The sequence below is a fragment of the Allobrachymonas sp. genome, assembly GCF_041912815.1.
In the GTDB taxonomy this organism is placed as follows: Bacteria; Pseudomonadota; Gammaproteobacteria; order Burkholderiales; family Burkholderiaceae_C; genus Brachymonas.
This window is the reverse complement of sequence record NZ_JAYRLV010000003.1, coordinates 58579-84352: the sequence shown is the minus strand read 5'-3', so window position 1 is coordinate 84352 and position 25774 is coordinate 58579. Positions and strand designations below refer to the sequence as shown.

The 25774-nt window shown below is 67.0% G+C and carries 22 protein-coding genes; 9 read left to right on the top strand and 13 right to left on the bottom strand.

Annotated elements, in window-relative coordinates; translation table 11 throughout:
- The first annotated feature begins 29 nt into the window (after window positions 1–29).
- The 8 genes from murG to ACE3P9_RS04210 all read left to right on the top strand — a co-directional run bounded on the left by murG (window position 30) and on the right by ACE3P9_RS04210 (window position 8701).
- Window positions 30–1103 carry an undecaprenyldiphospho-muramoylpentapeptide beta-N-acetylglucosaminyltransferase gene (gene murG, locus ACE3P9_RS04245; RefSeq protein ID WP_374492145.1) on the top strand — a complete coding sequence of 358 codons (1074 nt, stop codon included), beginning with the start codon at window positions 30–32 and terminating at the stop codon, window positions 1101–1103.
- Window positions 1100–2518 carry a UDP-N-acetylmuramate--L-alanine ligase gene (gene murC / locus ACE3P9_RS04240; protein WP_374492021.1) on the top strand — a complete coding sequence of 473 codons (1419 nt, stop codon included), beginning with the start codon at window positions 1100–1102 and terminating at the stop codon, window positions 2516–2518. Before murG ends, murC begins: the two co-directional genes overlap by 4 nt.
- Window positions 2519–2520: 2 nt before the next feature.
- Entirely contained in the window at window positions 2521–3531 is a 1011-nt protein-coding gene (locus ACE3P9_RS04235; RefSeq protein WP_374492020.1) for a D-alanine--D-alanine ligase, read from the top strand.
- A gap of 25 nt (window positions 3532–3556) precedes the next feature.
- The gene (locus ACE3P9_RS04230) at window positions 3557–4402 is read left to right on the top strand and encodes a cell division protein FtsQ/DivIB (RefSeq protein WP_374492019.1); all 846 of its coding nucleotides are present in this window, start codon (window positions 3557–3559) and stop codon (window positions 4400–4402) included.
- Between the two features lie 3 nt (window positions 4403–4405).
- Window positions 4406–5641 carry a cell division protein FtsA gene (gene ftsA, locus ACE3P9_RS04225; protein WP_374492017.1) on the top strand — a complete coding sequence of 412 codons (1236 nt, stop codon included), beginning with the start codon at window positions 4406–4408 and terminating at the stop codon, window positions 5639–5641.
- 265 nt (window positions 5642–5906) lie between these two features.
- Window positions 5907–7157 (top strand): cell division protein FtsZ, encoded by a 1251-nt coding sequence (gene ftsZ, locus ACE3P9_RS04220; RefSeq protein ID WP_374492144.1) that lies wholly within the window; start codon window positions 5907–5909, stop codon window positions 7155–7157.
- 380 nt (window positions 7158–7537) lie between these two features.
- Window positions 7538–8458, top strand: coding sequence for a UDP-3-O-acyl-N-acetylglucosamine deacetylase (gene lpxC, locus ACE3P9_RS04215; protein WP_374492016.1), 921 nt, complete (start codon window positions 7538–7540; stop codon window positions 8456–8458).
- Window positions 8459–8527: 69 nt separating this feature from the next.
- Complete coding sequence (locus ACE3P9_RS04210) at window positions 8528–8701, top strand: hypothetical protein (RefSeq protein WP_374492015.1); 174 nt, start codon at window positions 8528–8530, stop codon at window positions 8699–8701.
- 84 nt (window positions 8702–8785) lie between these two features.
- On the opposite strand, the gene ruvC is transcribed toward ACE3P9_RS04210, so the two are convergent.
- The 11 genes from ruvC to ACE3P9_RS04155 form a co-directional block, all read right to left on the bottom strand.
- The gene (gene ruvC / locus ACE3P9_RS04205) at window positions 8786–9355 is read right to left on the bottom strand and encodes a crossover junction endodeoxyribonuclease RuvC (protein ID WP_374492014.1); all 570 of its coding nucleotides are present in this window, start codon (window positions 9353–9355) and stop codon (window positions 8786–8788) included.
- Between the two features lie 19 nt (window positions 9356–9374).
- A complete protein-coding gene (locus ACE3P9_RS04200) occupies window positions 9375–10223 on the bottom strand; it encodes a transglycosylase domain-containing protein (RefSeq protein ID WP_374492143.1) in 849 nt (282 codons plus the stop codon).
- On the bottom strand, window positions 10223–11167 hold the full coding sequence (gene aroE / locus ACE3P9_RS04195) for a shikimate dehydrogenase (protein ID WP_374492013.1): 945 nt from the start codon (window positions 11165–11167) through the stop codon (window positions 10223–10225). The genes ACE3P9_RS04200 and aroE overlap by 1 nt, the downstream gene beginning before the upstream one ends.
- 19 nt (window positions 11168–11186) lie before the next feature.
- On the bottom strand, window positions 11187–12119 hold the full coding sequence (locus ACE3P9_RS04190; protein ID WP_374492012.1) for an energy transducer TonB: 933 nt from the start codon (window positions 12117–12119) through the stop codon (window positions 11187–11189).
- Window positions 12120–12239: 120 nt separating this feature from the next.
- Entirely contained in the window at window positions 12240–14333 is a 2094-nt protein-coding gene (locus tag ACE3P9_RS04185; RefSeq protein ID WP_374492011.1) for a ribonuclease catalytic domain-containing protein, read from the bottom strand.
- Window positions 14334–14370: 37 nt separating this feature from the next.
- The gene (locus tag ACE3P9_RS04180) at window positions 14371–15093 is read right to left on the bottom strand and encodes a hypothetical protein (protein ID WP_374492010.1); all 723 of its coding nucleotides are present in this window, start codon (window positions 15091–15093) and stop codon (window positions 14371–14373) included.
- Between the two features lie 262 nt (window positions 15094–15355).
- Window positions 15356–16006 carry a YqiA/YcfP family alpha/beta fold hydrolase gene (locus ACE3P9_RS04175; RefSeq protein WP_374492009.1) on the bottom strand — a complete coding sequence of 217 codons (651 nt, stop codon included), beginning with the start codon at window positions 16004–16006 and terminating at the stop codon, window positions 15356–15358.
- On the bottom strand, window positions 16003–17868 hold the full coding sequence (locus ACE3P9_RS04170) for a M61 family metallopeptidase (RefSeq protein ID WP_374492008.1): 1866 nt from the start codon (window positions 17866–17868) through the stop codon (window positions 16003–16005). Before ACE3P9_RS04170 ends, ACE3P9_RS04175 begins: the two co-directional genes overlap by 4 nt.
- 109 nt (window positions 17869–17977) lie before the next feature.
- Complete coding sequence (locus ACE3P9_RS04165; RefSeq protein WP_374492007.1) at window positions 17978–18415, bottom strand: DUF3429 domain-containing protein; 438 nt, start codon at window positions 18413–18415, stop codon at window positions 17978–17980.
- 228 nt (window positions 18416–18643) lie between these two features.
- On the bottom strand, window positions 18644–19417 hold the full coding sequence (locus tag ACE3P9_RS04160; protein ID WP_374492006.1) for a DsbC family protein: 774 nt from the start codon (window positions 19415–19417) through the stop codon (window positions 18644–18646).
- 324 nt (window positions 19418–19741) lie between these two features.
- Window positions 19742–20938 (bottom strand): FAD-dependent monooxygenase, encoded by a 1197-nt coding sequence (locus ACE3P9_RS04155; protein ID WP_374492005.1) that lies wholly within the window; start codon window positions 20936–20938, stop codon window positions 19742–19744.
- 261 nt (window positions 20939–21199) lie between these two features.
- On the opposite strand from ACE3P9_RS04155, the gene ychF reads away from it, so the two are divergent.
- Window positions 21200–22297 (top strand): redox-regulated ATPase YchF, encoded by a 1098-nt coding sequence (gene ychF, locus ACE3P9_RS04150; protein ID WP_374492004.1) that lies wholly within the window; start codon window positions 21200–21202, stop codon window positions 22295–22297.
- A gap of 85 nt (window positions 22298–22382) precedes the next feature.
- On the opposite strand, the gene ACE3P9_RS04145 is transcribed toward ychF, so the two are convergent.
- Both ACE3P9_RS04145 and ACE3P9_RS04140 read right to left on the bottom strand, forming a co-directional pair.
- Window positions 22383–22622 carry a P-loop NTPase fold protein gene (locus ACE3P9_RS04145; protein ID WP_374492003.1) on the bottom strand — a complete coding sequence of 80 codons (240 nt, stop codon included), beginning with the start codon at window positions 22620–22622 and terminating at the stop codon, window positions 22383–22385.
- 25 nt (window positions 22623–22647) lie between these two features.
- On the bottom strand, window positions 22648–25746 hold the full coding sequence (locus ACE3P9_RS04140) for an HsdR family type I site-specific deoxyribonuclease (protein WP_374492002.1): 3099 nt from the start codon (window positions 25744–25746) through the stop codon (window positions 22648–22650).
- Window positions 25747–25774: the final 28 nt, after the last annotated feature.

Below are 25774 nucleotides of genomic sequence, written 5' to 3'. Positions count from 1 at the left end.
CCCCCGCCCGGACGCGCACGGCGCTGGTCATGGCCGGCGGCACCGGCGGGCATATCTTTCCGGGCCTCGCCGTCGCCGAAGCGCTGCGCGCACGCGGCTGGACCGTGCACTGGCTCGGTGGCCCTGACAGCATGGAAAGCCGGCTCGTGCCCGCGCGCGGATTTGCCTTTGAAACCGTCGCCTTCGGCGGCGTGCGGGGCAAGGGTCTGGGCACGCTGCTGCGCCTGCCCCTGCGGCTGCTGCACGCCATCTCGGCAAGCCGTGCCGTGCTGCGCCGCGTCCGGCCCGACGTGGTCATCGGCCTCGGAGGCTACATCACGGCGCCGGCCGGCGTGGCTGCCGCCCTGCAGGGCACGCCGGTGGTGCTGCACGAGCAGAATTCCGTTCCCGGCATGGCCAACCGCCTGCTGGCGCGGGTGGCACGGCGCGTGTTCACAGCGTTCCCTGATGTGCTTGCGGCCACGGCTTCCGCCCCCGAAGGGCGGCAGGGCAAGGTGCAGTGGGTGGGCAACCCCCTGCGCGAGCCGTTCCTGCACCAGCCGGCTCCTGCCGCGCGCTTTGCCGGTCGCACCGGGCCGCTCAAGCTGCTGGTGGTCGGGGGCAGCCTGGGCGCCAAGGCCCTCAACGACACCGTGCCGCTCGCGCTCGCGCGCATCGATGCAGCCCACCGTCCGCTGGTGGCGCACCAGAGCGGCGCCCGGCAGATCGACGCGCTGCGTGCTGCCTATGAGGCCGCCGGCGTCGAGGCGGCGCTGCTGCCCTTCATCGACGACACGGCCCAGGCCTATGCCGAGGCCGACGTGATCGTCTGCCGTGCCGGGGCAAGCACCGTGACCGAAATTGCTGCCGTGGGCGCAGCGGCCGTCTTCGTGCCGTTTCCGCACGCGGTGGATGACCACCAGACCACCAACGCCCGCTATCTCGTGGATCAGGGCGGGGGCTGGCTGGTGCCCCAGGACCGGCTCACGCCCGAGTGGCTGGCTGGATTTCTGACAGACGTGACCCGCGACCAGCTGCTGGAGCGGGCCCAGAAGGCCAAGAACATGGAAAAACTGCATGCCACCGATTGCGTGGTGGCTGCCTGCGAGGAGCTCACTGCATGAAACACGCCGTCAAGCACATTCACTTCGTGGGGATCGGGGGCTCGGGCATGAGCGGCATTGCCGAAGTGCTGCTCAACCTCGGCTACACCGTCTCCGGTTCCGACCTGGCGGACAACGCCACCACGCGCCGCCTGGCTTCGCTGGGCATCCACACCTATGTGGGCCATGCGGCCGAGCACATTGCCGGAGCCGATGCCGTGGTCACCTCCACGGCGGTCAAGGCCGACAACCCCGAAGTCGTGGCAGCCCGCGAGCGGCGCGTGCCGGTGGTGCCCCGTGCCATCATGCTTGCCGAGCTCATGCGGCTGCGCAAGGGCATCGCCATCGCCGGCACCCACGGCAAGACCACCACCACCAGCCTGGTGGCCAGCGTGCTGGCCGAAGCCGGGCTCGACCCCACCTTCGTCATCGGCGGCCGCCTCAACAGTGCGGGCGCCAATGCGCGTCTGGGCAGCGGCGACTACATCGTGGCCGAGGCCGACGAGTCCGACGCCTCCTTCCTCAACCTCTCGCCCATCATGGCCGTCGTCACCAACATCGACGCCGACCACATGGACACCTACGGGCACAGCTTCGCCAACCTCAAGAAGGCCTTCGTCGACTTCCTGCACCGCATGCCGTTCTACGGACGCGCCATGCTGTGCATCGACAGCCCGGCCGTGCGCGAGATCGTGCCTCAGGTGACCTGCCCCGTCACCACCTACGGCATGGCGGTCGATGCCCATATCCGCGCCATCAACGTGCGTGCCGAGGGCAGCCAGATGCACTTCACCGTGCTGCGCCGCAACGAGGACGGCACCTCCTATGCCCCCGATCTCGACGTGCGCCTCAACCTGGCGGGCGTGCACAACGTGCTCAATGCGCTCGCGGCCATCGGCGTGGCCCATGCGCTCGCGATTCCCGATGCCGCCCTGCTCAAGGCGCTGGCCGAGTTCAAGGGGGTGGGGCGCCGCTTCCAGCACTACGGCCCGCTGGCCAGCAGCGACGGGGGCAGCTTCCTCGTCATCGACGACTACGGCCATCACCCGGTCGAAATGGCTGCCACCATTGCCGCCGCGCGCGGAGCCTACCCGGGGCGCCGCCTCGTGCTGGCGTTCCAGCCGCACCGCTACACACGCACCCGGGACTGCTTCGAGGACTTCCTCAAGGTGCTCGGGCAGGCCGACATGGTGCTGCTGGCCGATGTCTACGCCGCAGGCGAGGAGCCCATCGTGGCCGCCGACGGCAGGGCGCTCATGCGGGGCCTGCGGGTCGCGGGGCAGGTCGAGCCGGTGTTCGTCGAGCACATTGCCGACATGCCCGACACCATCCGCCGCGTGGCGCGCGATGGCGACGTGGTGCTCTGCATGGGAGCTGGTTCCATCGGCAGCGTGCCGGCCCGTCTCGTGGCACTCAATGAAGAAAAGGCAGCCTGATCATGTCTCTGCAACGTACCGTGTCCCTTCCCGTCATCCAGCCCGCAGCGCTCGGCAAGGTCGCCGTGCTCATGGGCGGGCGCTCCGCCGAGCGTGACATTTCCCTCATGTCCGGGCAGGGCGTGCTCGGCGCCCTGCGCAGCCGGGGTGTCGATGCCCATCCCTTCGATCCGGCCGAGCGAGACCTTGCCGACCTGCGCCGCGAAGGCTTCCAGCGCTGCTTCATCGCCCTGCATGGCCGCTATGGCGAGGATGGCACCGTGCAGGGAGCGCTCGAACTCCTGGGCATCCCCTACACCGGCCCCGGCGTCATGGCCTCGGCGGTGGGCATGGACAAGATCATGTCCAAGCGCATCTGGATCGCCGAGGAGCTCTCCACGCCCCGCTACCTGCAGTCCCCTTCGCGCCAGCTCGCCGGTGAGGCCGAGCGCAGCGCCTTCGTGCGCCAGGCCATCGAGCGTCTTGGGCTGCCGATGATCGTCAAGGCCCCGCACGAGGGGTCGTCCATCGGGGTGTTCAAGGTACACACCGCCGAGGAGGCCTACGAGGCCGCAGCCAAGGTCGCCCACATGGACGGCGCCGTGCTGTGCGAGAACCTCATCGTGGGCGAGGAGCTGACCTGCCCGGTGATCGGCACCGGCAGCCAGGCCCGTGCCCTGCCGGTGGTGCGCATCGTTGCCCCCGACGGCAACTACGACTACCAGCAGAAGTACTTCACCGACGACGTGCGCTACCTCTGCCCGAGCGATCTGCCGCCCGAGCAGGAGGCGGCCATCCAGGACATGGCCGTCAAGGCCTACCAGGCGCTGGGCTGCCGGGGCTGGAGCCGTGTGGACGTGATGGTGCGCGGCAGCGACAGCCAGCCCTTCCTGCTGGAGATCAACACCGCACCCGGCATGACCAGCCACTCCCTCGTGCCCATGTCGGCGCGCGTGTCCGGCATTCCCTATGACGAGCTCTGCCTGCAGATCCTCGCCTCGGCCAGCCTCGACAGCGGGGCCATCGCGCCCTGATGCCATTCCCTTCACGGTTGCCTGCATGACCCGCACCCCTTCGCCCTCCGCTCCCGTGTCCAGCCCCGTGGACGCCCGCCTGATGAACGCAGCCGCCTCGCTGCTCATCGGGCTGGTGGTCGTGGGCGCGCTCGGCGTGGCGGGCTGGCGTCTCATGCGGCTGCCCGTGTTCTCGCTCACCGGCATCGAAGTCACGGGCGACACCGAGCACAGCACTGCGGCGGCCGTGCGCAACCAGGTGCTGCCGCAGCTGCGGGGCAATTTCTTCACCATCCGGCTCGAAGACGTGCAGTCGGCCTTCCAGTCCCTGCCGTGGGTGCGTGCCGCCGTGGTGCGGCGCGAGTTCCCCAACCGGCTCGCCGTGCGCATCCAGGAGCAGAAGGAAGCAGCCTTCTGGGGCGACGACGAGGAGGGCTACCGCCTCCTCAACGAGCAGGGCGACATTTTCGATGCCGACCCCGACGAGGCCTCCAGCCAGAACCTGCCCGAGCTCGCAGGACCGGACGCCGAATCGGCTGCCGTGCTCGCCATGTACCGGCGGCTCAACCCCGTCCTCGCCCCGCTGCATGCCGAGGCCAAGGGGCTGCGGCTCGACCGCCGTGGCTACTGGACCCTGAGCGTGGGCGACGCCACCCAGATCAACCTCGGGTCGGGCACGCCCGAGGAGCTCACGGCACGGCTGGCACAGTTCGTGCTCACCATCCCGCCGGTGGCCGCGCGCTACGGGCGGGTGTTTTCCGACGTGGAATACGCCGACTTGCGCTACAAGACCGGCTACGCCATCCGACTCAAGGGCATCGGCACGCTGGACAGCTCCACCCCCCAGACCCCCGGCGTTCCGCCCGTCCCGGGCAAGAAAGCGAAGACGTAAACCATGGCTAAAGAACTCAAGGATCTCGTCGTAGGCCTCGACATCGGCACCAGCAAGATCATGGTGGTCGTGGCCGAGGTATTGCCCGATGGCGCCCTCAAGGTGCTCGGCATGGGCATTGCGCCGAGCAACGGCATGAAGCGCGGCGTGGTCGTCAACATCGAGGCCTGCGTGCAGAGCATCCAGCAGGCTGTGCGCGAAGCCGAGATGATGGCCGCGTGCAAGATCACGCGCGTGATCACCGGCATCACCGGCAGCCACATCCGCGGCCGCAACTCGGTCGGCATGGTGGCCGTGCGCGACCACGACGTCTCTCCCTCCGATGTGGCCAAGGTGCTCGAAACGGCACGGGCCATCAACATCAGCACCGACCAGCGGCTGCTGCTCATCGAGCCGCAGGAATTCGTGATCGACGGGCAGGAGGTCAAGGAGCCGATCGGCATGAGCGGCATCCGGCTGGAGGCCAAGGTCCACATCGTCACCTGCGCGCAGAGCGCGGCCGAGAACATCCTCAAGTGCGTGCGGCGCTGTGGGCTGGAGGTGGACCACCTCATGATCAATCCGCTCGCCAGCAGCCTCTCGGTGCTCACCCAGGACGAGCGCGAACTCGGCGTGGTGCTGGTCGACATTGGCGCGGGCACCACCGACATTGCCGTCTTTGCCGGCGGCGCCATCCGCCACACGGCCGTGCTGCCGGTGGCAGGCGAACTCATCACCAGCGACATTGCCATGGCGCTGCGCACCCCGACCGAGGATGCCGAGGACATCAAGCTGCAGAACGGCTGTGCCAAGCAGCTCCTCGCCGATCCCGAAACCCACATCGAGGTGGCCAGCCTCAGTGGCCGTCCGCCGCGCCTGCTCAGCAAGCAGGTGCTCGCCGGCGTGATCGAGCCCCGCGTGGAGGAAATCTTCTCCCTCGTGCAAAAGGAAGTGCAGGCTTCCGGCTTCGAGCACTTGGTGTCCTCCGGCGTGGTCATCACCGGCGGCAGCGCCATGATGCCGGGCATGGTCGAGCTGGGCGAGGACATCTTTCTCAAGCCGGTGCGCATCGGCACGCCCAACTACGACGGCGCCCTGGCGGACATGGTCACGCAGGCCCGTGCCTCCGTCGTCATGGGCATGCTCGAAGACGCCCGCCAGACCCTGCAGCGTGGCGGCTACCCCGCCAGCCGCAAGAGCGACTCGACCGTCAAGGGATGGTTCGGGCGCATCCGGGATTTCATCGTGGGGAACTTCTGATGCGCACACCGTGCCCTGTCGGCTTCCCCCTCCCTCACGTTCACGCCTCCGTGCCGCCATGCGGCCGCGGGTGCATGCGTCACACACGACGCGGAAAGGAGCAGCCATTGTTCATACGCTGACCGCCGGCCGGCTCCTGCCCGCATGTCCGCCCTCTGGCGGGAAGCGGGTCCAGGGCCACTGACCCGGCATACCCCTTCACAGAGTTTTCTTTTTTCCCTACAGGCATTTTTTCCCCGATTCATTGCAGAGCAAGGAGAGCATGATGGCAATCGAAATGATCGAACCCGATGAGTTGTTCCACGCAGGCACCCAGATCAAGGTCATGGGTGTGGGCGGCGGCGGCGGCAACGCCGTGCAGCACATGATTGACCGTGGTGTCCAGGGCGTGGAGTTCATCTGCGCCAACACCGACGCCCAGGCCCTGAGCCGCAGCACCGCAGACCGCGTGATCCAGCTCGGCACCACCGGGCTGGGCGCCGGCAGCAAGCCCGAAAAGGGCCGTGACTGTGCCGAGGTGGCCGAGCAGGAAATCCGCACCGCCATCGAAGGCGCCCACATGCTGTTCCTGACGGCCGGTATGGGCGGCGGCACCGGCACCGGCGCGGCTCCCGTCATCGCCCGCATCGCGCGCGACATGGGCATCCTGACCGTGGGCGTGGTCACCAAGCCGTTCGAGTGGGAAGGCGGCCGCCGCATGACCAATGCGGACTCGGGCGTCTCCGAGCTCGAAGCCAACGTCGACTCCCTGATCGTGGTGCTCAACGAGAAGCTGCAGGAAGTCCTGGGCGATGACGTCACCCAGGAAGAGGCCTTTGCCCATGCCAACGACGTGCTCAAGAACGCCGTGGGCGGCATCGCCGAAATCATCAACGTGCCCGGCCACGTCAACGTCGACTTCGAAGACGTCAAGACCGTCATGGGCGAGCCCGGCAAGGCCATGATGGGCACGGCCACCGCCACCGGTCCCGACCGCGCCCGCATCGCCGCCGAGCAGGCCGTGGCCTGCCCGCTGCTCGAAGGCATCGACCTGTCCGGCGCCAAGGGCGTGCTGGTGCTCATCACCGCTGCGCAGGGCAGCCTCAAGCTGCGCGAGTCGCAGCTGGCCATGAACACCATCCGTGCCTATGCGTCGCCCGATGCCCATGTCATCTACGGGACGGCCTACGACAGCACCATGGGCGACGAGCTGCGCGTCACCGTGGTGGCCACCGGCCTGAGCGGCCAGACGGCCCGTGCCCGCATGGCCATTCCTGCCATGCAGGTCCTTGCCCGCACCGGCACCGACGACCGTCCGATGTATGCCCATGGCGCTGCCTTCCAGCAGCCCGCTGCACCGGCTGCGCCCATGCCCGTCATGACCAACGTGTCCCCCTCGGGCACCGTGGGCGGCGCCAGCGTCTGGGGAACCGGCCGCAGCGAACGCAGCCAGGCCACCGAGCGCGTCAACCAGCTCTCCTCCAGCGGGCTCGACGACTACGAGATCCCGGCCTTCCTGCGCAAGCAGGCTGACTGAGGCCGAGGCAGCGCACGTCTTGCGGCGGCGCTGCACCCTCTGTGCCGTGCTCCCGGCTTCTTCATGCGGAGTCGGGGTGTCGGCAGTCCCCGCCGTGCGTCCTGTGGGATGCGCCGGGGCCATCTCCTGCGCCTGATGCCTTGGGGGCATGTGGGCACGGGAGACCTTGCTCTCCTTCGGACACGCAGGTTCTGCCTGCCTGTGTGTCCGCCTTTTCATTGCGCTGGCCTGTTCGGTCGAGTGTCCCTGTCGGGCACTTGCGGGCAGGACAGCCGGTCCGCAGGATGGGATGCGCCCACCACCCGGTGTGCCCGTCTGCGGCGCAGGGGATCCGCCCGGTCTTCGGGTGGCCATCTGCCAGCCCCTTCTACAATCGACCCATGCTTGAACAACGCACCATCCAGACCCTGACCAAGGCGGTCGGCGTGGGCCTGCACAGCGGGCTGCGGGTCGAACTCACCCTGCGCCCGGCCCCGATCGACACCGGCATCGTGTTTCGTCGCGTCGATCTGCCCGAACCGGTCGAGATTCCGGTATCGGCCGAGGCCGTGACCGACACCCGCATGGCATCGACCATCTCGGCGGGCGGCGTCAAGGTGCACACCGTGGAACACCTCATGTCGGCCTGCGCGGGGCTCGGGCTCGACAACCTCTACATCGACATCACGGCCGAGGAAGTGCCCATACTCGATGGGTCGGCCTCGTCTTTCGTGTACCTGCTGCAGAGCGCCGGCATCGTCAAGCAGCGCGCAGCCAAGAAGTTCATCCGCGTCACCCGGCCGGTGGAGGTGCGCGAGGGCGAGGGGGCCCAGGGCAAGTGGGCACGGCTCGATCCCTTCCACGGCTACAAACTGCGCTTCGAGATCGATTTTGCCCATCCGGCGGTCGATGCCACGGGCCAGAGCGTCGAGTTCGACCTGTCCACGGGGGTCTACACGCGCGACATTGCCCGTGCCCGCACCTTCGGCTTCACCCGCGATGTGGAGATGATGCGCAACCATGGCCTCGCCATCGGCGGGAGTCTCGACAACGCCATCGTGATGGACGACTACCGCGTGCTCAATGCCGACGGGCTGCGCTACGACGACGAATTCGTCAAGCACAAGATTCTGGACGCCATGGGCGACCTGTACCTCGTCGGCCACCCCCTGCTGGCGGCCTACAGCGCCTACCGCAGCGGCCATGCCCTCAACAATCTGCTGCTGCGCGCCCTGCTCAAGGAAGGGGCCTACGAGATCGTCACTTTCGAGCATGCTCGCCAGGCCCCCAAGGGCTTTGCCGATCTGGCCATGCAGTGGTGAGGCGGCAGGCCTGTCTGCCCCCTTTCCGTCGATCCGCGCGCATCTTCCTCCGGTCTGGCATCGCATCCCATGGGCATCGTCCGCTCTCTGCTGTTTTTCATGCTGGTGCTGAGTGCCGGCACCATGGGGCTGGGCCTGCTCACCGGGCAGGTGCGCTTCCTGCGGCAGGGCCAGCGCCTGTTCCAGTGGACGCTGGTGGTGCTGGCGCTTTTCTTTGCCGTGCTGGTGGCCCAGCATCTGTAAGTCCGCACGCAGCCCATCGCCGGCCGTGACCAGCGGTGCAGAGCGTGACTGCGGAAGGGGGCGTTCTTGCCCGCCGCGCAGGCTTCAGTAGCTGCGGCCGGCCTTGTAGAGGGCGTGGGCCTTGCGGTGCAGGGGGGCGGCTTCGGCCAGACGGGCCATGGCCGATCCGGCATGGGCGTGGGTGATGGCCAGACCGAGTGCATCGGCGGCATCGGTGCCGGGCAGGCCGCTGAGGTTGAGCAGGCGCCGCACCATTTCCTGAATCTGCGACTTGGCCGCCCGTCCGTGGCCTGCCACGGCTTTCTTCATCTGCAGGGCGGTGTATTCGGCCACCGGCAGTCCCTGCGAGACCAGGGCGGCCAGACAGGCGCCGCGGGCCTGGCCGAGCAGCAGGGTGGCCTGTGGATCGACGTTGACGAACACGATTTCGAGCGAGGCCACGTCCGGGCGGTACACCTGCACGGCCTCGCTCACGCCCTCGAACAGCAGCCGGATGCGGGCCGGCAGATCGCCGCGCTGGGGCATGTCGTCGGCCTGCTTCTTGGTGACGGTGCGCACCGTGCCGCTGGCCACATAGCGCAGGCGGGGGCCATCGGCCTCGATCACGCCGAAGCCGGTGGTCCGCAGGCCGGGGTCGATGCCGAGGATGCGCATGGCAGGGCTCTCCAGGGCGTCAGCGCGGGATTTCGACATCGCCCTCGCGTGCGGCGATGACGCCGCTGCGGGATGCCAGATAGCCGGAATCCAGGTTCTGCTCGAAGTAGCGGGGCCGGGGCAGCATGACGGCCAGCCGTGCCGCCTCGCGCGCGGTGAGGGCGCTGGCGGGCTTGTGGAAGTAGTAGCGTGCGGCGGCCTCGGCCCCGAACACGCCTTCGCCCCATTCAACGTTGTTGAGATAGATTTCGAGAATGCGGCGCTTGCCCAGCAGGATTTCGAGGTACTTGGTCAGCACCAGCTCCTGGCCCTTGCGGAACAGGTTGCGCTCGGTGGAGAGCAGCAGGTTCTTGGCCAGTTGCTGGCTGATGGTGGAGCCGCCCGCGATCTTGGGGGCCGGCACGGCGGGGGCCGAGGCGCCGCTGCCGCTGGCCGTGGCGCGCAGGCGTTCGCTCACCGGGCGGCCGTGCTTTTCGAGGCGCTCGATCTTCTTCTGGGCGCGTTCCTGGATCTGGCGCAGGCGGGCTTCGGCACGCTGGCGCTGGGCTTCGTTGCGGGCTTCGGCTTCGGCGTTGCGCGCGCGGGCTTCGCGGATGGCGTCCCACTCGATGCCGTCGTGGTTCACGAAGTCGCTGTCTTCCGAGGCGACCACGGCGCGCTTGAGGTTGTCGGAGAGCTGCTCATAGGGCACCCACTGCTGGGCCCAGGACCATTTGCCGTCCCCGATGACGCGCAGCACCTCGGAACGCTGCAGGGCGGTGGATTCGGGGTCGACCACGCGCATGAGGGCAATGCGTGCCAGAAAGTAGACCTGCAGCAGCACGGCGGCCAGCACGATCCAGCCGAGGTTGCGTCCCAGCCGGCGCATCATGGCCGGAGCTCCCCGTCCAGCGTGGCGCGCAGTTCCGCAAGCACGGGGCCGGTATCGGGGCGCACACCGCGCCACAGCGCAAAGGCTTCGGCTGCCTGTTCGACCAGCATGCCCAGGCCGTCGCGCACCGTGGCGCCGAGCCCGGCAGCAGCATCGAGGAAGGGGGCAGCGGCGGGACCGTACATCATGTCGTACACCAGCGCTCCCGGCACCAGACAGGCAGGGCGCAGACGCAGCGGCGCTCCGCCAAGGCTGGTGCTGGTGGCGTTGACGATCACGTCGAAGGAAGCCGGCAGGGGCGATGCGGGATCGGTGGGACCGGCGGTCACGGCATCGAGCCCGGAGAGGGTGAGGGCCACCTCGTGTCGGGCGGCGACCTGCGCGTGCTGGACGACCAGGCGGTCGGCCTTGCCGAGGCTGCGGTTGGCGACGACGATGGCTGCGGGCCGCTCGGCGATCAGGGCGCCGAGCACGCCGGCCGAGGCGCCGCCCGCCCCCAGCACGAGGATGCGGCGTCCCGCCAGCGGCAGGGCGGCGTTGTGGGTGATGTCGCGCACCAGACCGGCGCCGTCGGTGTTGTCGGCATGGAGCGTGACGCTCCCCTGGGGCGTGTGGCGCCACATGAGCGTGTTGGCTGCCTGCGCCAGTGTGGCGCGTTCGCTGTGCGTGGTGGCGAGGGCGTGGGCCTCGAACTTGAACGGCACCGTGACGTTGACGCAGCCATAGCCTTCGAGGTGCAGGCGGTCGAGCGTGGCGGCAAAGCCGTCGAGCGGGCTGTCGATGGCCGTGTAGGTGAGGTCCTGTCCGGTCTGCCGCGCAAAGGCGGCGTGGATCCAGGGAGAGCGGCTGTGCCCGATCGGGTGGCCGATCACGCCATAGCGTGCCGGAACGGCAGGGTGTCGGGGGGGAAAGGAGTCGGAAGGCGTCTGGAGGGCGGACATGGGCGTCCTTTCGGGACTGTCACGGAGCAGGCGCGGCAGCAGGCGCATTGGCCTGCGGCAGCTTGGGCGGGGCCGACAGGGCCGCCGCTGCGGCCGGCGTGCTGACGAAGTTGGCCTGCAGCGTGTTGTTGTGGGCGAAGTTGAAGCGCGACACGATGACCAGCTCGTCGGTGAAGTGGCGCAGCTCCTTGCCGAACTTGTCGAACGGGCCGGCCGAGATGGCAATGGCGCGGGCCTGGCGGTCGAGGGTGCGGTTGCCGGAGGACTGCATCACCGTGGCGTCGAGTACGCGCCCGTCGTGGTTGACCGTGAGCATCAGGATGAGCTGGCCGTAGAGCTTCTGTCCGGCCTGCTCGGGGAAGTTGGAGGTGCCCTTGTCCTCGATCTTCTGCTTGAGGGTGTCGTAGTACAGGGCCTGCACACCCTTCATGGTGGCGGGGCTGATGTAGCGCTTGCGGGGGCGGGCGTTTTCCTCGCGGATGCGGCGGTCGATCTCGGCGAGCAGGCGCGAGAGCTGCTGGCGCTTGAGCTGCTGTTCCTTCTCGGCCGGCGTGGTGGCCGGGTGGGCCGGATCGGGGGCGGGCAGGTGGGCGATCTGCTGCTTGACCTGAGCGAGCAGGGCCATCTGCTGCTGCTGCATGGCGTCGATCTGGGCCTGTGCGGCCTGCAGGTCGTTGCCGTAGGAGTCCATGGCCGAAGGCGGCAGGGGGCTGGTCGCCATTCCGGTGGACTCTCCGCCGCCCGCCAGGTTGCTCTGTGCAATGGCCTGGGCCTTTTCGGGCGCCTCGTCGGACTTGGCGTTGACCAGGATCACTTCGAGCGGGGTGTCCTCGAACACGCGGTTGAAGCCCTCTGGATCGACGAATCGGACCGTGAGCAGCACAGCGTGCAGCAGCACCGAGGCGCCCAGGGCGATCGCCAGCGGGTTCATGCGGGAAAGGGCAGCCTTCATGCGGGGGTGTCGGAAAAAACCGGGGAAATAGGGATGATAAGGGATCGGGGCCGGGCGGACACAGGTGCAGGAGCGGTCGCGGCACGGGCGATGCGTGCCCGTGCTGCTGCGGCGCTGCGTTCAGCCGGCCGAAGCGCCGCTGTCGTCGGCAGCGGGATCGTTGACGTCCATGGCAATGGACAGCGGGCCTGCCGCCAGGGCGTCGTCCTCGCTCTCGCCGTCGCCGGCTTCCTCTTCCTCGCCCAGACGGGCGCCCGGTGCCTGCAGGTCGTCGAGCCGGGTGGTGACCACGCCGGTGACGTCGAGGGCCATGAGGTTGACCGTGCCCAGCCGCACGCGGACCTGGGCGTTGCGCGGCAGGCCATCGGTGCCGATGACCGAGATGACGAGGGGCAGGTCGTTGGCCCGCACCAGGCCGTCCTTGATCACGCTGGCATTGAGCTCCATCATGTCGTGGCGCAGGATGTGCTGCAGCGTCCAGAACCGTTCCATGCTGGCCTGATAGGCGTTGTAGCCGGAATAGGCGGTGTCGAAGGCCGAGAGGATGCCGAACAGGGCGGCATCCTTGGGCTTGAAGGGGGCGGCCAGCGCCGCCGTGGTGCCGTGCCGGATGGCGGCGATGAGCTGCCACTGGTTGACCAGATCGACATAGCGCCGCAGCGGAGAGGTGCTCCATGCATAGCAGGGCACGCCGATGCCGGCGTGGGGCAGGGCCTTGGTGCTCATGCGCACCTTGACGCCCGGGGCCAGGGCGGCCTGGCTGCGGTAGATGCCCGGCACGCCGTGGTCGGCCAGCAGCCTGCCCCAGTGGTGGTTCACCAGGATCATGGCCTCGGAGACGATCAGGTCGAGCGGCGCGCCGCGCTGGCGCACGGTGATGCGCACCTCCTCCTCGCCAGTGGGGGCGGTGTCCTTGAGGGCATCGTCGCGCAGCAGGCGGAAGGTGTAGTCGGGGCGGTTGAAGTTCTCGGGCTTGCCGCGCACCATCTCGCGGCCGGCCTTGAGCGTCTGTGCGAGCCGCCACAGGAACCCCAGGGCGGCGCGGTGGCGCTGCAGGTCGGGGCGTTCGGCGGGCGTGTCGGCAGGAGCGGCCAGCCATTCGGGCGTGACCAGCGGGTCGAGCACGTCGAGCCGCAGGTTGTCGGCAATCGGCACGCGCTCCACCTGGCTGCGGGTGTCGAGCAGGGCCAGGGTGGATTCGTCGTAGGTGGCGTAGAACGACAGGGCCGGGCGGGGCTGTCCCTCGCCGAGCGTGTAGTGGCGCACCACCTCGTCGGGCAGCATGGTGATCTTGTAGCCCGGCATGTAGACGGTAGAGAGCCGGTGGCGGGCCACGTTGTCGATGGCGTCGCCGGGCTGCACGGCCAGGCCGGGCGCCGCGATGTGCACGCCCAGCGTGACGCGGCCGGTGCCGAGTCCGGTCACGGACAGGGCATCGTCGATCTCGGTGGTGCTGGAGTCGTCGATCGAGAAGGCCTGCACGTCGGCGAGCGGCAGCCCGGAGTCGTCGATCCCGGGCGGGGTCAGCGTCGGGAAGCCGGTGCCGTGCGGGAAGAACTCGAACAGGAAGCGCTGCCAGTGGAACTCGTAGGGCGACGCAATGGCGCCCGCGCGCTGCAGCAGCTCCAGGGGCGGGAGCTGGGCCTGGCGAGCGGCCTGCACCACGGCCTTGTATTCGGGGGCGTTCTTGTCGGGGCGGAACAGAATGCGGTAGAGCTGCTCGCGCACCGGGGCCGGAGTGGCGCCGGCCACCAGCTCGGCAGCCCAGTCGTCGATCTGGGCCTGGATGCGCGCCTTCTTCTCGATGGCGGCAAGGGCCTGCTGCACGATCTCGGCCGGCGCCTTGCGGAAGCGGCCCTTGGCCCCTCCGGCGCGACGGAAGTAGTGCGGTGCCTCGAACAGCGCGAACAGCGTGGCCGCCTGCTGCACGGTGGTGGGAGGGTCCTGGAAGTATTCGCGCGCGACGTCGATGAAGCTGAATTCCTGCTCGTCGGGGGCGAATTCCCACAGCAGCTGCACATCCACCTCGCCCGCCATGGCACGGGCCTCGGTGAGCAGGGCGGCCGGGGCGGGCTTGTCGAACGTGAGCACGATGTGGGCCGTCTTGGCCTTGACGCGCTTGCCGCTGTCGAGCTCGATCTGGGCGCTGGTGTCGGTCTGGGAGAGGATGCGGCCGGCGTGGTATTTGCCGGCGTCTTCGAACAATGCAAACATGGGGCGGTATTGTCCCATGTTTGGTGCGGCGGCAGGGCTATCCGCCTTCCTGCCGGCGGGCCAGATCCTGGAGGGTCATCTTGCGGCCCGCAATGCCGAGCTTGCGGCGTGCGTTCTGGATGATTTCGCGGATGTAGTGCACGCTCAGGTGCAGGTCGGCGGCGATGGTCTTGGGCGCCTGGCCGCGCACGTTGCGCAGGCACACGTCGAGCTCGCGCCGGGTGAGGGGAGTCAGGCCCGCATGGTCCTGCGACACGGTGCGGGGCAGATGGGCCTCCTGCCAGCGGTGCAGCGGGCCCGGCAGCTCGAACTTGGCCCGCTCGCATTCGGCCGAGGAAAACGGGGTGTCGTCCGTCAGCCGGTACAGCGTGGCCCAGGCCAGGCCGTAGCTGCTCTCCAGTCCGGCGAGCATGAAGTGGCGAATGCCGTGGCGCACCAGATAGTCGTGCACGATGGCGCGGCTCAGGTCAGCTGAGGCGCGTCGACCGGCTGGAGACAGAGACGCTGCATCCGGTTCGGCGGGAGCGTAGTCGGCCGTGGAGACGGCCTGGGGCTCCCAGGGACAGTCCAGAAAGAACTGGGCCACCGAGTCATGTCGGGCGACGGCGTCGTATTCGGCGACGAAGCTGGCGGGGAGCCCCTGGAGGTGCAGGATGTCGTCGATGTGCACCAGGCCCTCGCAGGTGCGGTGTCCCCGGCCGATGAGCAGGGCATCGAAGGGAATGCGGCCGGCAATGGCGTGGGCAACGGGAGCGAGCATGCGGTCAATCGAAAGAAGAATTTCGTCAGGTGTGATGGATTCAAGTGTAAGTATGAAGCGGTCAATGCCATCAGGCATTGAAACATTTTGCATCGATCTGTGAAATGAGACTTCCACAGCACCCATGCCAGGAGGCCACGCCGTGGTGCGCCTGCATGATATGTGGCGGCGCAACATGGGTGGGCAGGGGCTTTCCCGCAACGAGGGGAACGGGAGAGCCCCCCGCAGTGCAGCGCAGGGCGGGAAGGGAGGCCGAAGGCGGTCAGGGCCGTGCGCCCAGGCCCAGAAAGTCCATCACCCGTGGCAGGTGCCGTGCGTAGTCGCTGATCGCATGGTCGCCGCCGGGCAGCACATGCAGCTCGGCCCGGGCATGGCGTGCGGCCATTTCGCGCCAGTCGAGCACTTCGTCGCCCTGGCAGATGAGGGCACAGGCCGGCGCCAGCGTGCCTTCGGTCGCGCGACGGTGCTCGTCTGCGCGGGTCTCCCGGTCGATGGTCTGCAGCTCCCCGATGTATGCGGGCTGGAAGTAGAAACGCTCCTCGGGCGCGTGCCAGAAGGTCTGTTCCCCCAGGTAGCGGGCGAGGTCGCGGGCCGGATCGACGGCAGGGTTGAGCAGCACCGCCCGCCATCCGCGCCGCGCTGCCACAGCGGCGGCATAGAAGCCCCCCAGCGAGGAGCCCATGACGGCGCTGTGCGGCTGCGGCCAGTCGGCTGTGGCCGCGAGCAGCTGGGCCATGGCCTCGGCAGGCGACGGGGGGAGCTGGGGGCACAGCCACGTCACGTCGGGGTGGTGGCGTAGCATCCAGTCATGCGTCAGGGTGGCCTTGGCCGAGCGGGGCGAGGAGCGGAACCCGTGCAGGTACAGCACATGGGTGATGTCGGGCAACGCGGTCACGGGGGCTGCCATGCTCATGCCCAGGGCCAGTGCTTGTGGGCGCGGTTGCCCGGCGGGCGCGAGAAGCCGAGCTTCCACTGCTGCACGGTGGTGGCGGGCAGGCCCAGGGGCAGACGCAGGAGGCGGCGATCCCGTGCCACCAGCGCCGTGACTTCGCGCAGGCCGGAGGGGCCGGGCGGAGGCAGCAGGGCCTCCACGTCGGCCAGTGTGGCCACGCGCCACGCGCCATGGCTGCCGGGCAGGGGATCGGGCAGCTCCACTCCGAGCCACTCGTCGCCCGGGGCCAGGCCGGCGGCTTCGGCCACGCCCCCGCGCAGCACGGTCTGGATCTGGATGCCGGCCGGGCTTTCCTGACAGCGCAGGCCCCACTGGCGCGGCAGCGACGCCGCGCTGCGCAGAATCCGCACGCCGTGCAGGGAGAGCAGCTTCTCGACCGGCAGTTCGGCCGTGCCGTGGACCCACTGGCGCAGTTCGCGCGCGAAGCTGCGGCCGCCCACGGTTTCCAGCGCGTCGGCCACGTCGGCTTCGGTGAGGCCCTTCTGCGTGTGGCCCTGCGGGCAGCAGCGCTGCCAGAGCAGGCGCATCACGTCGTCGAGCGAGGCATGGCCTTCCTCGCGCAGGGTGAGGTCCAGGCACAGGGCGACCAGGGCGCCCTTGGTGTAGTAGCTCACGGTGGCGTTGGGGGTGTGCTCGTCCGGGCGGTAGTACTTGATCCAGGCATCGCGGCTGGCGTCGGCCACGCTCTGCACATGGCGTCCGGGGGTGGCGCGCACCTGCTCGATGGCCCGGTCGAGCTGGCGCAGGTAGGTGGCCGCGTCGATGCAGCCGGCGCGCAGCAGGAGCAGGTCGTCGTAGTAGCTCGTGATGCCCTCGAAGAACCACAGCAAGCTGGTGTAGCTTTCCTGCGTGTAGTCGTAGGGCAGCAGATCGGCCGGGCGCAGGCGCTTGACGTTCCAGGCGTGGAAATACTCGTGGCTGATGAGCCCGAGCAGGGTGGTGTAGTCGTCGCCGGGGCGTACGCCGGGTCGCGGCAGGGTCTTGCGGCTGGCAATCAGGGCCGTGCTGGTGCCGTGCTCCAGCCCGCCGTAGCCGTCCTGCACGGTGTGGAGCAGGAACAGGTAATGGTCGAAGGGAGCCATGCCGGGCGAGGGCTGGGCATCGGCGTCCGGTGGTGTGCCGCCGTGCCAGAACCGCATTTCCGCCTCGCAGATGCGGCGCGTATCGGCGAGCAGGCGGTCTGCATCGAACGAGGGCGGCGGCTGGCTGATGACGAGACGGTGGGGAATGCCGTGGGCCGTGAAGCTCCCGCTCCAGAAGCGGCCCAGCTCCACGGGGCTGTCGGCCAGCGTGTCGTAGTCCGGGGCCGCATAGCATCCCAGGCCGCGGGCATCCACCTCCTGCGCCGGCAGGGCGGTGGCCAGTTCCCACCCGGCCGGGGCCTCGGTCAGGGCCAGGACGTGGGGCAGGTGGGCATGCCCCTCGGCCTGCACGCACACGGCCGCCGGGTTGAAAAAGCAGCGCTCGGCATCGAGCCAGGCGGCGCGCACCGAGGCATCGTGCGCATACACGACATAGTGCACCTCCAGCGGCACCCCGGCCCGGCAGCTGACCTGCCAGCGGTGCTTGTCGAGTGTCGTCACCGGGCAGGCGCGCCCACTCTGGCGGGCCGTCATGCCCTGCACATGGCGGGCGAATTCGCGCACGAGGTAGCTGCCGGGAATCCAGACCGGCAGCATCAGCGTCTGGGTGGCCGATGGCTGCGCGATGGTGAGCGTGACCTGGAGCAGGTGCGTGTGCGGCTCGGGCAGGGCCACCGCATAGTGCAGGGCGGCGACAGCGGGCCCGGAGACCTGCGCGGAAGGGGAGGAGGGTGCAGACATGGGGCAAGAATACCCGACTTCCCTGCATCGAACGGCCGTCCCCGGCATGCACCCCGGGTGCAGAAGCCGCAGGAACCCCATGCGGTGCACAGGGCTGTGGAGCGAGGACTTACAGCGAGCCGGCAGCGCCCACCAGGCAGCTCAGCACGGCCACCACGGTGACGTGAAAGCGCAGGTTGATCCATTCGCTGAGCCCGGCGTGCTCCCAGGTGCGGTCGTCGACGACATAGCACAGCACGAACATGAAGGCCAGAAAGGGCAGTCCGGCCGAGGGCTCCATGAGCGCCCCGAACCAGCCGAAGAAAGCGGCCACGGCGCCCCAGATGAAGTGCAGCTTGGGTGCCTTGACGCCCGAGCGCAGCCCGATGCCCCAGTGCACGCCGCCTAGAAAGGACACCACGATGCCCGCATAGCTCGTCATGGCCACGGCCACGAACCCGTGCACTTCGTGATGCACCAGCCACATGAGGACAGCCATGCCCATCAGCGGGATGGTGCCCAGGTAGGTCATGGAGCGGATGAAGGTGCGACTGTGTTCTGGCAGCATGCCGAGGAGTTCCGGAAATCGGGCGGCGCTCACCCGGACAGAAGCTGCTGCCGGCGCCAGCGGAAGCCGATCCGGTGGAGGGGCCGCACGGTGCGGCGGTGGGCGTCAAAGGTTGACAATTTGCTGAATGAATTCAACCACGCCATTGTGGGACAAAAGCCGGGCAGCGGATCGTCCGGGGGCAGCCCCCCGCCAGAAAATCGTCAGAAACCAGTCCGGGGCTGGCGTTTATTTGCTTTCATCCAACAGTTTCTCGAGTTCTGCCGCCGGCACGGCTCCCGGCACCCGCTTGCCGTTGGGGAACACCAGTCCGGGCGTGCCGGTGATGTGGTGCTTCTGGCCAAAGGCCACATTGCGCGACAGTGCGCCAGTGTCGCAGGTGGCCTGGGCCGGGGCCACGCGGCGCAGCATCCAGTCGTCCCAGGCGCGGTTGCGGTCCCGTGCGCACCAGATGTTCTGCGACTTGGTGGCCGAGTCCGGCCCCAGGATCGGCATCAGGAAGGTATAGACGGTGACGTTGTTCACCTTGGCCAGCTCGGCCTCGAAACGGTGGCAGTAGGGACAGTTGGGGTCCTCGAACACCGCAAGCTGGCGCGCGCCGGTGCCGCGCTTGGTCACGATGGCATCCGTCAGGGGCAGGCTCTTGAAGTCGACGGCCGTGAGCGCGTCCACGCGGGCCTGGGTCAGGTCCTTGCGGGCGCGGGTGTCGAGCAGCGAGCCGCGGATCAGGTAGTCGCCCTTGGCATCGGTGTAGAAGATGTCGGCGTCGCCCACCCGCAGCTCGTAGAGCCCCGGCATGGGCGTGGAGCGGATTTCGTCGATGCGCGGGAGCTGGGGCACGCGCTCGGCCAGCGTCTGGCGCAGGGTGGCCTGCGTCTTGGCATCGAGTTCGGCGGCAGGGGCGTCGGTTGCCGTCGAGGCATCGCCCGCGGGCTTGTTGTGGCAGGCAGTGAGCAGCACGGCCGACAGGGCCAGTGCGGTGAGGCGGGGGAGGGCAATCATGGAAACCGACACGAAAGAAAAAGAGCCCCGGCACGCGCCGGGCAGAAGGAGAAGCCCCACGCGCCATTCCGCAGCCTTCCGGATTCGGATCTGCGCACGGAGCGGCAGCGGGGCGGCACAGGAGGGCATGAAATCGCGCGCGAGCTGGCGATGGCTGCAGCGAGAAATGGATCACCCATCAGTCCACGGCAGGATGCGGACACACGGTCTGTGCCCGCACAGCCATGTCATGCCTGCACCACTGTACCCCATCCGCTCGGGGGATCTGTTGCGCGGTTCGCCGCGCGGTCGCCTGCGGGGGCAGGCCAACGGCAGGGCGTGGCCTCAGCCCATGGCGCGCCGGGCGATGAACTGCTTGAGCGGGCCGCTGCGGTCGAACAGGGAGAGCCCCAGATTGCGCAGCTGGCGTGCTGCGCCGCTGTTGTGGGCAAAAAGCTGCTGGATGCCGTCCATGCCCGCCACCAGCGGGGCGATTTCGGCCTTGCGGGTGCGCTCGTACTGGCGCAGCAGGTGCATGTCGCCCGGGCCCCGCCAGTAGGGCCGTTCGCCGACCAGCGCGCCCAGCAGCTCCGCATCCGCGAGGCCGAGGTTCAGCCCCTGGCCCGCCAGCGGATGCACGCTGTGCGCGGCATCTCCGGCCAGCACCCAGCTGCCGGCGGCCTTGCCGTCCGCTGACGTGCGCAGGCCTGCCCAGCGCCGGGCCAGACCCAGCTGCAGCGGCCATGCCATGCGGCGCGCCACGGACACCACGTCCGGCGCCGCAGCCGTGGCCGCAGCGGCGGAGGAACCATCCGCTTCCGGCTGCAGGTGGGAGGCCAGCTGCAGCGCGGCGGCAAATCCGTCGTCATCGAGTGCCAGCAGGTCGTCCACGCGCTCGCGGTCCACCGACCACACCACCGCCACCTCCTGCCCCTGCGGGCCGCCCAGCGGCAGAAAGGCCAGAATCTCGCCCATGCTGCCGGTGTGGCTGAACCACTGCCACGCCACCCCGCCATGCGGCGCATCGAGCGTGGCGCGGGTGGCAATGGCGGTCTGGCGGTAGGGCGTCACGTCGTAATCCACGCCCAGCTCGGCCCGGGTGGCGCTGTGCTTGCCCTCGCAGACCACCGTCAGCGCCGTGCGCACGCGGCCTGCCTCGTCGGCAGAGAGCACATCGAGCCCGCTCTGGTACTGGCAGGCCTGCTGCAGCATGTGCTCCAGCGCGGGCACGTCCACGATCCAGGTCATCGCGTGTTCGCCCATGGCCTCCGCCTCGAAGCGGGTATGGCCGCCGCCATCGCCTGTCACCCGCATCTCGCGCACGGGAGTGGCCAGCTCGGGTGCCGGCCAGCACTTCAGCCCGGCCAGCAGGCGCTGCGAGCGGTGGTTGAGCGCATAGGCGCGGATGTCGGGCAGGGAGCTGGCCGGAGCGGGCGACTCCACCAGTCCCACGCGCAGGCGGTGCCGGGCGAGCAGAAGGGCCAGCGTGCGGCCCACGATGCCGCTGCCGCGGATGCAGATGTCATAGGTGCTGTAAGCCATGGTGCCAGAGGGCGTCGCGCCGCCCCGCAGTTGAAAGGGATTCATTGTAGGACGCGCACCACCCGCTCCCCCTCCCCCCGGCATGCCCCCTTCGGTAAAATGCCGGATCAACCAGGCCCGCGAGCCGGGCCTCCTGCCGGGGCGTCCGGCCCCTGCATCGGCATGGCCCGGGTGGCTTCGGCTCCCGGCAGAGACCGTGCCGCCCGTGCGCCCCTTCCCGCCCGCGCCACTGCCCCCCCTCTTTTTCATCAGGAAATCTCCATGAGCCTCAAATGCGGCATCGTCGGCCTGCCCAACGTCGGCAAGTCCACCCTCTTCAACGCACTCACCAAGGCCGGCATCGCCGCCGAGAACTACCCCTTCTGCACCATCGAGCCCAACGTCGGCGTGGTGGAAGTGCCCGATCCCCGCCTGCAGCAGCTCGCCGACATCATCCACCCCGAGCGCATCGTGCCCGCCATCGTCGAGTTCGTGGACATCGCGGGCCTGGTGGCTGGCGCCAGCAAGGGCGAAGGTCTGGGCAACCAGTTCCTGGCCCACATCCGCGAAACCGATGCCATCGTCAACGTCGTGCGCTGCTTCGAGGACCCCAACGTGATCCACGTTGCCGGCAAGGTCGACCCCATCGCCGACATCGAAGTCATCCAGACCGAGCTGTGCCTCGCCGACCTGGGTACCGTCGAAAAGACCCTGCAGCGCTCCATCAAGGCCGCCAAGAGCGGCAACGACAAGGAAGCCGCCGCCATGGTCAAGGTGCTCGAACTCGTGCAGGCCGGCCTGCTCGAAGGCCGCCCCGCGCGCATCCTGTCGCTCACCGACGAACAGAAGGCCCTGCTCAAGCCGCTGTGCCTCATCACCGCCAAGCCCGCCATGTTCGTCGGCAACGTGGCCGAGGACGGCTTCGAGAACAACCCCCTGCTCGACCGCCTGCGCGACTTCGCCAAGGCCCACGGAGATGCCCCCGTCGTGGCCATCTGCGCCAAGATCGAGGCCGAACTCGCCGAAATGAGCGACGAAGACCGTATCCTCTTCCTGCAGGAACTCGGCCAGGACGAACCCGGCCTCAATCGCCTCATCCGTGCCGGCTTCCGCCTGCTCGGCCTGCAGACCTACTTCACCGCCGGCGTCAAGGAAGTCCGCGCCTGGACCATCCCCATCGGCGCCACCGCCCCCCAGGCCGCCGGCGTCATCCACGGCGACTTCGAGCGCGGCTTCATCCGAGCCCAGACCATCGCCTTCGAAGACTTCATCCAGTGCAAGGGCGAACAGGGCGCCAAGGACGCCGGCAAGATGCGCGCCGAAGGCAAGGACTACATCGTCAAGGATGGGGATGTGATGAACTTTTTGTTCAATGTGTGATTCGAGCAAACCATTTCAGGCGATTGCACATGCTTACAGGTGCATCACTGAAAACGACGCAAAGCCCCGTGGATACGGGGCTTTTTCATTTCAGATCGTTGCATGCAACGACGCTTGATAGCGCTGCGCAAGTGAATACGGGCGTGTATATGGATCTTGCACCGGACTGATGAAGGTGTACCAATGAGGACTTTCCGACACCCCAGCCGCCCGATACGCCAATCGAAATGGGTTGTCCGTTCGCCTGCTGCAGAAGCTTTGCGCAGGCATCCGCAACAACGCCGAAATTCAAGTAGTCCGTGGTTGTTTCGTTGTCATGCCACATGTGCTCCCCCCTGAAAATCGAGTGCTTATAGTTGCCCGCCTACACCTTTGAACTTCTCAACAAAGGCAGCGATCTTCTGGAAGACAGTCTGCTTCTTGGTCAGAAATTGCGGGTTCAATGGGCTCATCTTGGGCAGAACCGCGTTGAGCTCAGTGCCGTTCTCGCTGGCAAACTCGCGCTTGAGTGAGGTGGTGATATAGCGCCGGGCAGCCTCGGGGTTCAGATTTTCGGAGCTGATCAGCTCCTGCGCTTCGCGCTGCTGCTCCGCTTGAGCAAACTTGAAGAACGCATCGATCACGCTGGCCTTGTCGCCGATCTGGTCGAGATCGGTCTGGTTGATGAAGTCGACCACCAGACTCTCCTTGGCGCGCTGGCCGAGACTGGCACGTATCACGCGCCGCATTTCCTCCACCAGCTCTGCCTTGCTCTTGATCTTCTTGTTGTGCTCGAAGATCAGCTCCAGGATGTAATCCAGATTGATCTCCTGCGAAGTGAGCAGATCCACCTCAAAGACCACGTCATCCCAGTCGATAGTCGATTTTGCCGTGTCGGCTGAGGATTTTTCCCGGCGCAGCCAGTCGCGCACATCGTTGTAGGTCGAGCGATAGTCCTGAATCTTCCGTTCAGCAGGCATGGTGATGGCCTGCAGGGCGGCCAGATCGGCATCGTCCAGATAGTGCTGGGCCTTGAACGCCTCCACTGCCGCAGGGTCGTTCAGATCGACGGCCTGCATGGCCTTCAGGCTGGCGAACTCGTCGAAGTTCTGCAGCACGTTTTCCACGCGCAGATATTCCCCGAACAGCTTCACGAAAGCTTTCTTGTCAGCCTCCTTTTCAATGGCAGCGGGGTCTGGAAAGCGCGTTTCCAGCTCTTTCACCACCTCCTCAAAGCCTCGCCTCGCCTCGCCGGTGGTCACATCGGTGAAGCCTTCCATGTATTCCCGGTAGCTTTTTTCCAGCACTACGTTTCTGGTGTGCTTGTCACCGAACAGGGTAATGGCATCGATGGTCGCCTGTTCCAGGTCGCGGAAGGTGACGATGTTGCCAAAGGTCTTGGTGGCGTCGAAGATGCGGTTGGTGCGCGAGTAAGCCTGCATCAGGCCATGGAAGCGCAGGTTCTTGTCGACAAACAGCGTGTTGAGCGTGGGGGCATCAAAGCCGGTCAGGAACATGCCTACCACGATCAGCAGGTCGACCTCCTTGGCCTTCACCTGCTTGGCCAGATCGCGGTAGTAGTTCTGGAAGCCGTTGCTATTCACGCTGAAGTTGGTCTTGAACAGCGCGTTGTAGTCGGCAATGGCCGCGCTCAGGAACTCCTTGGCACTACTGTTCATGGCAGACACATCAAAACTCTCGTCCTGGATGTCGCCAATCGCGTCCTGCTCTTCGTTGGCGGCGAACGAGAAGATGGTCGCCACTTTCAGCGGCTTTTGGCTGCTCTTTTGCAGTTCCCGGAAGCACTCGTAGTACAGCTTGGCAGCATCCACACTGCTGACGGCAAACATGGCGTTGAAGCCCTTGTTGCCCGCATGCAGGCGGTGGGTTTTCTGCCGGAAGTTGTTCAGGATGTACTGGGTGACCTCGCGGATGCGATCCGGGTGCAGCAGGGCCTGCTTGTTCTCGGCTGCGCTCAGCTTCTTCTCGTCCTTCTCGGTCTCGATGGCCTTGAACTGTGGGCGCACATCGTTGTAGTCCACCTTGAACTTCAGCACCTTCTCGTCACGGATGGCATCGGTGATTACATAGGAATGCAGCTCACGGCCAAACACGCTGGCCGTGGTCTCTGCGCCCAACGCGTTCTCCGGGAAGATGGGCGTGCCGGTGAAGCCGAACTGGCAGAACTTCTTGAACTTCTTCTTCAGGTTCTTCTGGGCTTCGCCAAATTGGCTGCGGTGGCACTCATCGAAGATGAAGACCACCTGCTTGCCATAGATGGGCAGGTCCGCCTCGCTCTTCATCAGGTTGTTGAGCTTCTGGATGGTGGTGACGACGATCTTGTTGTCGTCCTTCTCCAGGTTGCGCTTCAGGCCTGCCGTGCTGTCCGAGCCATTGACGCTGTCCGGCGAGAACCGTTGGTATTCCTTCATGGTCTGGTAGTCCAGATCCTTCCGGTCCACCACGAAGAATACCTTGTCGATGAAGTCCAGCTCGGTGGCCAGGCGCGCCGCCTTGAAGCTGGTCAGCGTCTTGCCGCTGCCGGTGGTGTGCCAGATGAAGCCACCACTTTCCGTCTTGCTCCAGTTTTTGGCCTGATGGCTGCTCTTGATCTTCCACAGAATGCGTTCCGTGGCCGCGATCTGGTAGGGGCGCATCACCAGCAGCGTGTTGCTGACGTCGAACACCGAGTAGTGCAGCAGCACGTTGAGCAGCGTGTGTTTCTGAAAGAAGGTGGCCGTGAAGTCCTTCAAGTCCTTGATCAGCGTGTTGTCCGCCTTCGCCCAGTTCATGGTGAAGTCGAAGCTGTTTTTGTTGCGCGCCGTGGTGTTGGCAAAGTAGCGGCTGTCGGTGCCGTTGGAGATCACAAACAGCTGCAAATACTTGAACAGGGAATGCTCGCTGTTGAAGCTCTCCTTGCTGTAACGATGCACCTGGTTGAAGGCTTCGCGAATGGCCACGCCGCGCTTCTTCAATTCCACCTGCACCAGCGGCAGGCCATTGACCAGAATCGTCACGTCATAGCGGTTGGCGTGACTGCCGGTCTGCTCAAACTGTTTGATCACCTGCACTTTGTTGCGGGCGATGTTTTTCTTGTCCAGCAGGTAGATGTTCTGAATGCGGCCGTCGTCAAAGACAAAATCGTGGATGTAGTCGTCGTGAATCTTGCGGGTTTTCTCGACGATGCCATCACTGGGTTTATCCAGCCAAGTCTCGACAAAACGCAGCCACTCGCCATCCAAAAACTGCACCTTGTTCAAGGCTTCAAGCTGCACGCGCACATTGGCCAGTAGCTTTTCTGGCGTGTTCAGGCTGGGCAGGTATTCGTAGCCCTGATTGACCAGATCTTGGATAAGCTCGTGCTCCAGATCGCCTTCGCTCTGGTAGCCCTCCGCCACCTTCCAGTCCGGGTTGTATTTGTCCAGAACGATGAAATGCTTGGATTCGGCGATGGTTTTGTAATCCGTCATTGTTTCGCGCCCTTGTTTTTCAGCAGTT

Excerpts from the sequence above, each read along its gene's own strand:
- ACE3P9_RS04180 (WP_374492010.1), bottom strand. The coding sequence starts at position 15,093 with ATGCTCGCTCCCGTTGCCCACGCCATTGCCGGCCGCATTCCCTTCGAT.
- ACE3P9_RS04230 (WP_374492019.1), top strand. The coding sequence starts at position 3,557 with ATGACCCGCACCCCTTCGCCCTCCGCTCCCGTGTCCAGCCCCGTGGAC.
- ACE3P9_RS04140 (WP_374492002.1), bottom strand. The coding sequence starts at position 25,746 with ATGACGGATTACAAAACCATCGCCGAATCCAAGCATTTCATCGTTCTG.
- murC (WP_374492021.1), top strand. The coding sequence starts at position 1,100 with ATGAAACACGCCGTCAAGCACATTCACTTCGTGGGGATCGGGGGCTCG.
- ACE3P9_RS04165 (WP_374492007.1), bottom strand. The coding sequence starts at position 18,415 with ATGCTGCCAGAACACAGTCGCACCTTCATCCGCTCCATGACCTACCTG.
- ftsA (WP_374492017.1), top strand. The coding sequence starts at position 4,406 with ATGGCTAAAGAACTCAAGGATCTCGTCGTAGGCCTCGACATCGGCACC.
- ACE3P9_RS04185 (WP_374492011.1), bottom strand. The coding sequence starts at position 14,333 with ATGTTTGCATTGTTCGAAGACGCCGGCAAATACCACGCCGGCCGCATC.
- ruvC (WP_374492014.1), bottom strand. The coding sequence starts at position 9,355 with ATGCGCATCCTCGGCATCGACCCCGGCCTGCGGACCACCGGCTTCGGC.
- ACE3P9_RS04160 (WP_374492006.1), bottom strand. The coding sequence starts at position 19,417 with ATGATTGCCCTCCCCCGCCTCACCGCACTGGCCCTGTCGGCCGTGCTG.
- lpxC (WP_374492016.1), top strand. The coding sequence starts at position 7,538 with ATGCTTGAACAACGCACCATCCAGACCCTGACCAAGGCGGTCGGCGTG.
- ychF (WP_374492004.1), top strand. The coding sequence starts at position 21,200 with ATGAGCCTCAAATGCGGCATCGTCGGCCTGCCCAACGTCGGCAAGTCC.
- ACE3P9_RS04145 (WP_374492003.1), bottom strand. The coding sequence starts at position 22,622 with ATGTGGCATGACAACGAAACAACCACGGACTACTTGAATTTCGGCGTT.
- aroE (WP_374492013.1), bottom strand. The coding sequence starts at position 11,167 with ATGTCCGCCCTCCAGACGCCTTCCGACTCCTTTCCCCCCCGACACCCT.
- ACE3P9_RS04170 (WP_374492008.1), bottom strand. The coding sequence starts at position 17,868 with ATGTCTGCACCCTCCTCCCCTTCCGCGCAGGTCTCCGGGCCCGCTGTC.
- murG (WP_374492145.1), top strand. The coding sequence starts at position 30 with ATGGCCGGCGGCACCGGCGGGCATATCTTTCCGGGCCTCGCCGTCGCC.
- ACE3P9_RS04200 (WP_374492143.1), bottom strand. The coding sequence starts at position 10,223 with ATGCGCCGGCTGGGACGCAACCTCGGCTGGATCGTGCTGGCCGCCGTG.
- ACE3P9_RS04210 (WP_374492015.1), top strand. The coding sequence starts at position 8,528 with ATGGGCATCGTCCGCTCTCTGCTGTTTTTCATGCTGGTGCTGAGTGCC.
- ACE3P9_RS04175 (WP_374492009.1), bottom strand. The coding sequence starts at position 16,006 with ATGAGCATGGCAGCCCCCGTGACCGCGTTGCCCGACATCACCCATGTG.
- ftsZ (WP_374492144.1), top strand. The coding sequence starts at position 5,907 with ATGGCAATCGAAATGATCGAACCCGATGAGTTGTTCCACGCAGGCACC.
- ACE3P9_RS04155 (WP_374492005.1), bottom strand. The coding sequence starts at position 20,938 with ATGGCTTACAGCACCTATGACATCTGCATCCGCGGCAGCGGCATCGTG.
- ACE3P9_RS04190 (WP_374492012.1), bottom strand. The coding sequence starts at position 12,119 with ATGAAGGCTGCCCTTTCCCGCATGAACCCGCTGGCGATCGCCCTGGGC.
- ACE3P9_RS04235 (WP_374492020.1), top strand. The coding sequence starts at position 2,521 with ATGTCTCTGCAACGTACCGTGTCCCTTCCCGTCATCCAGCCCGCAGCG.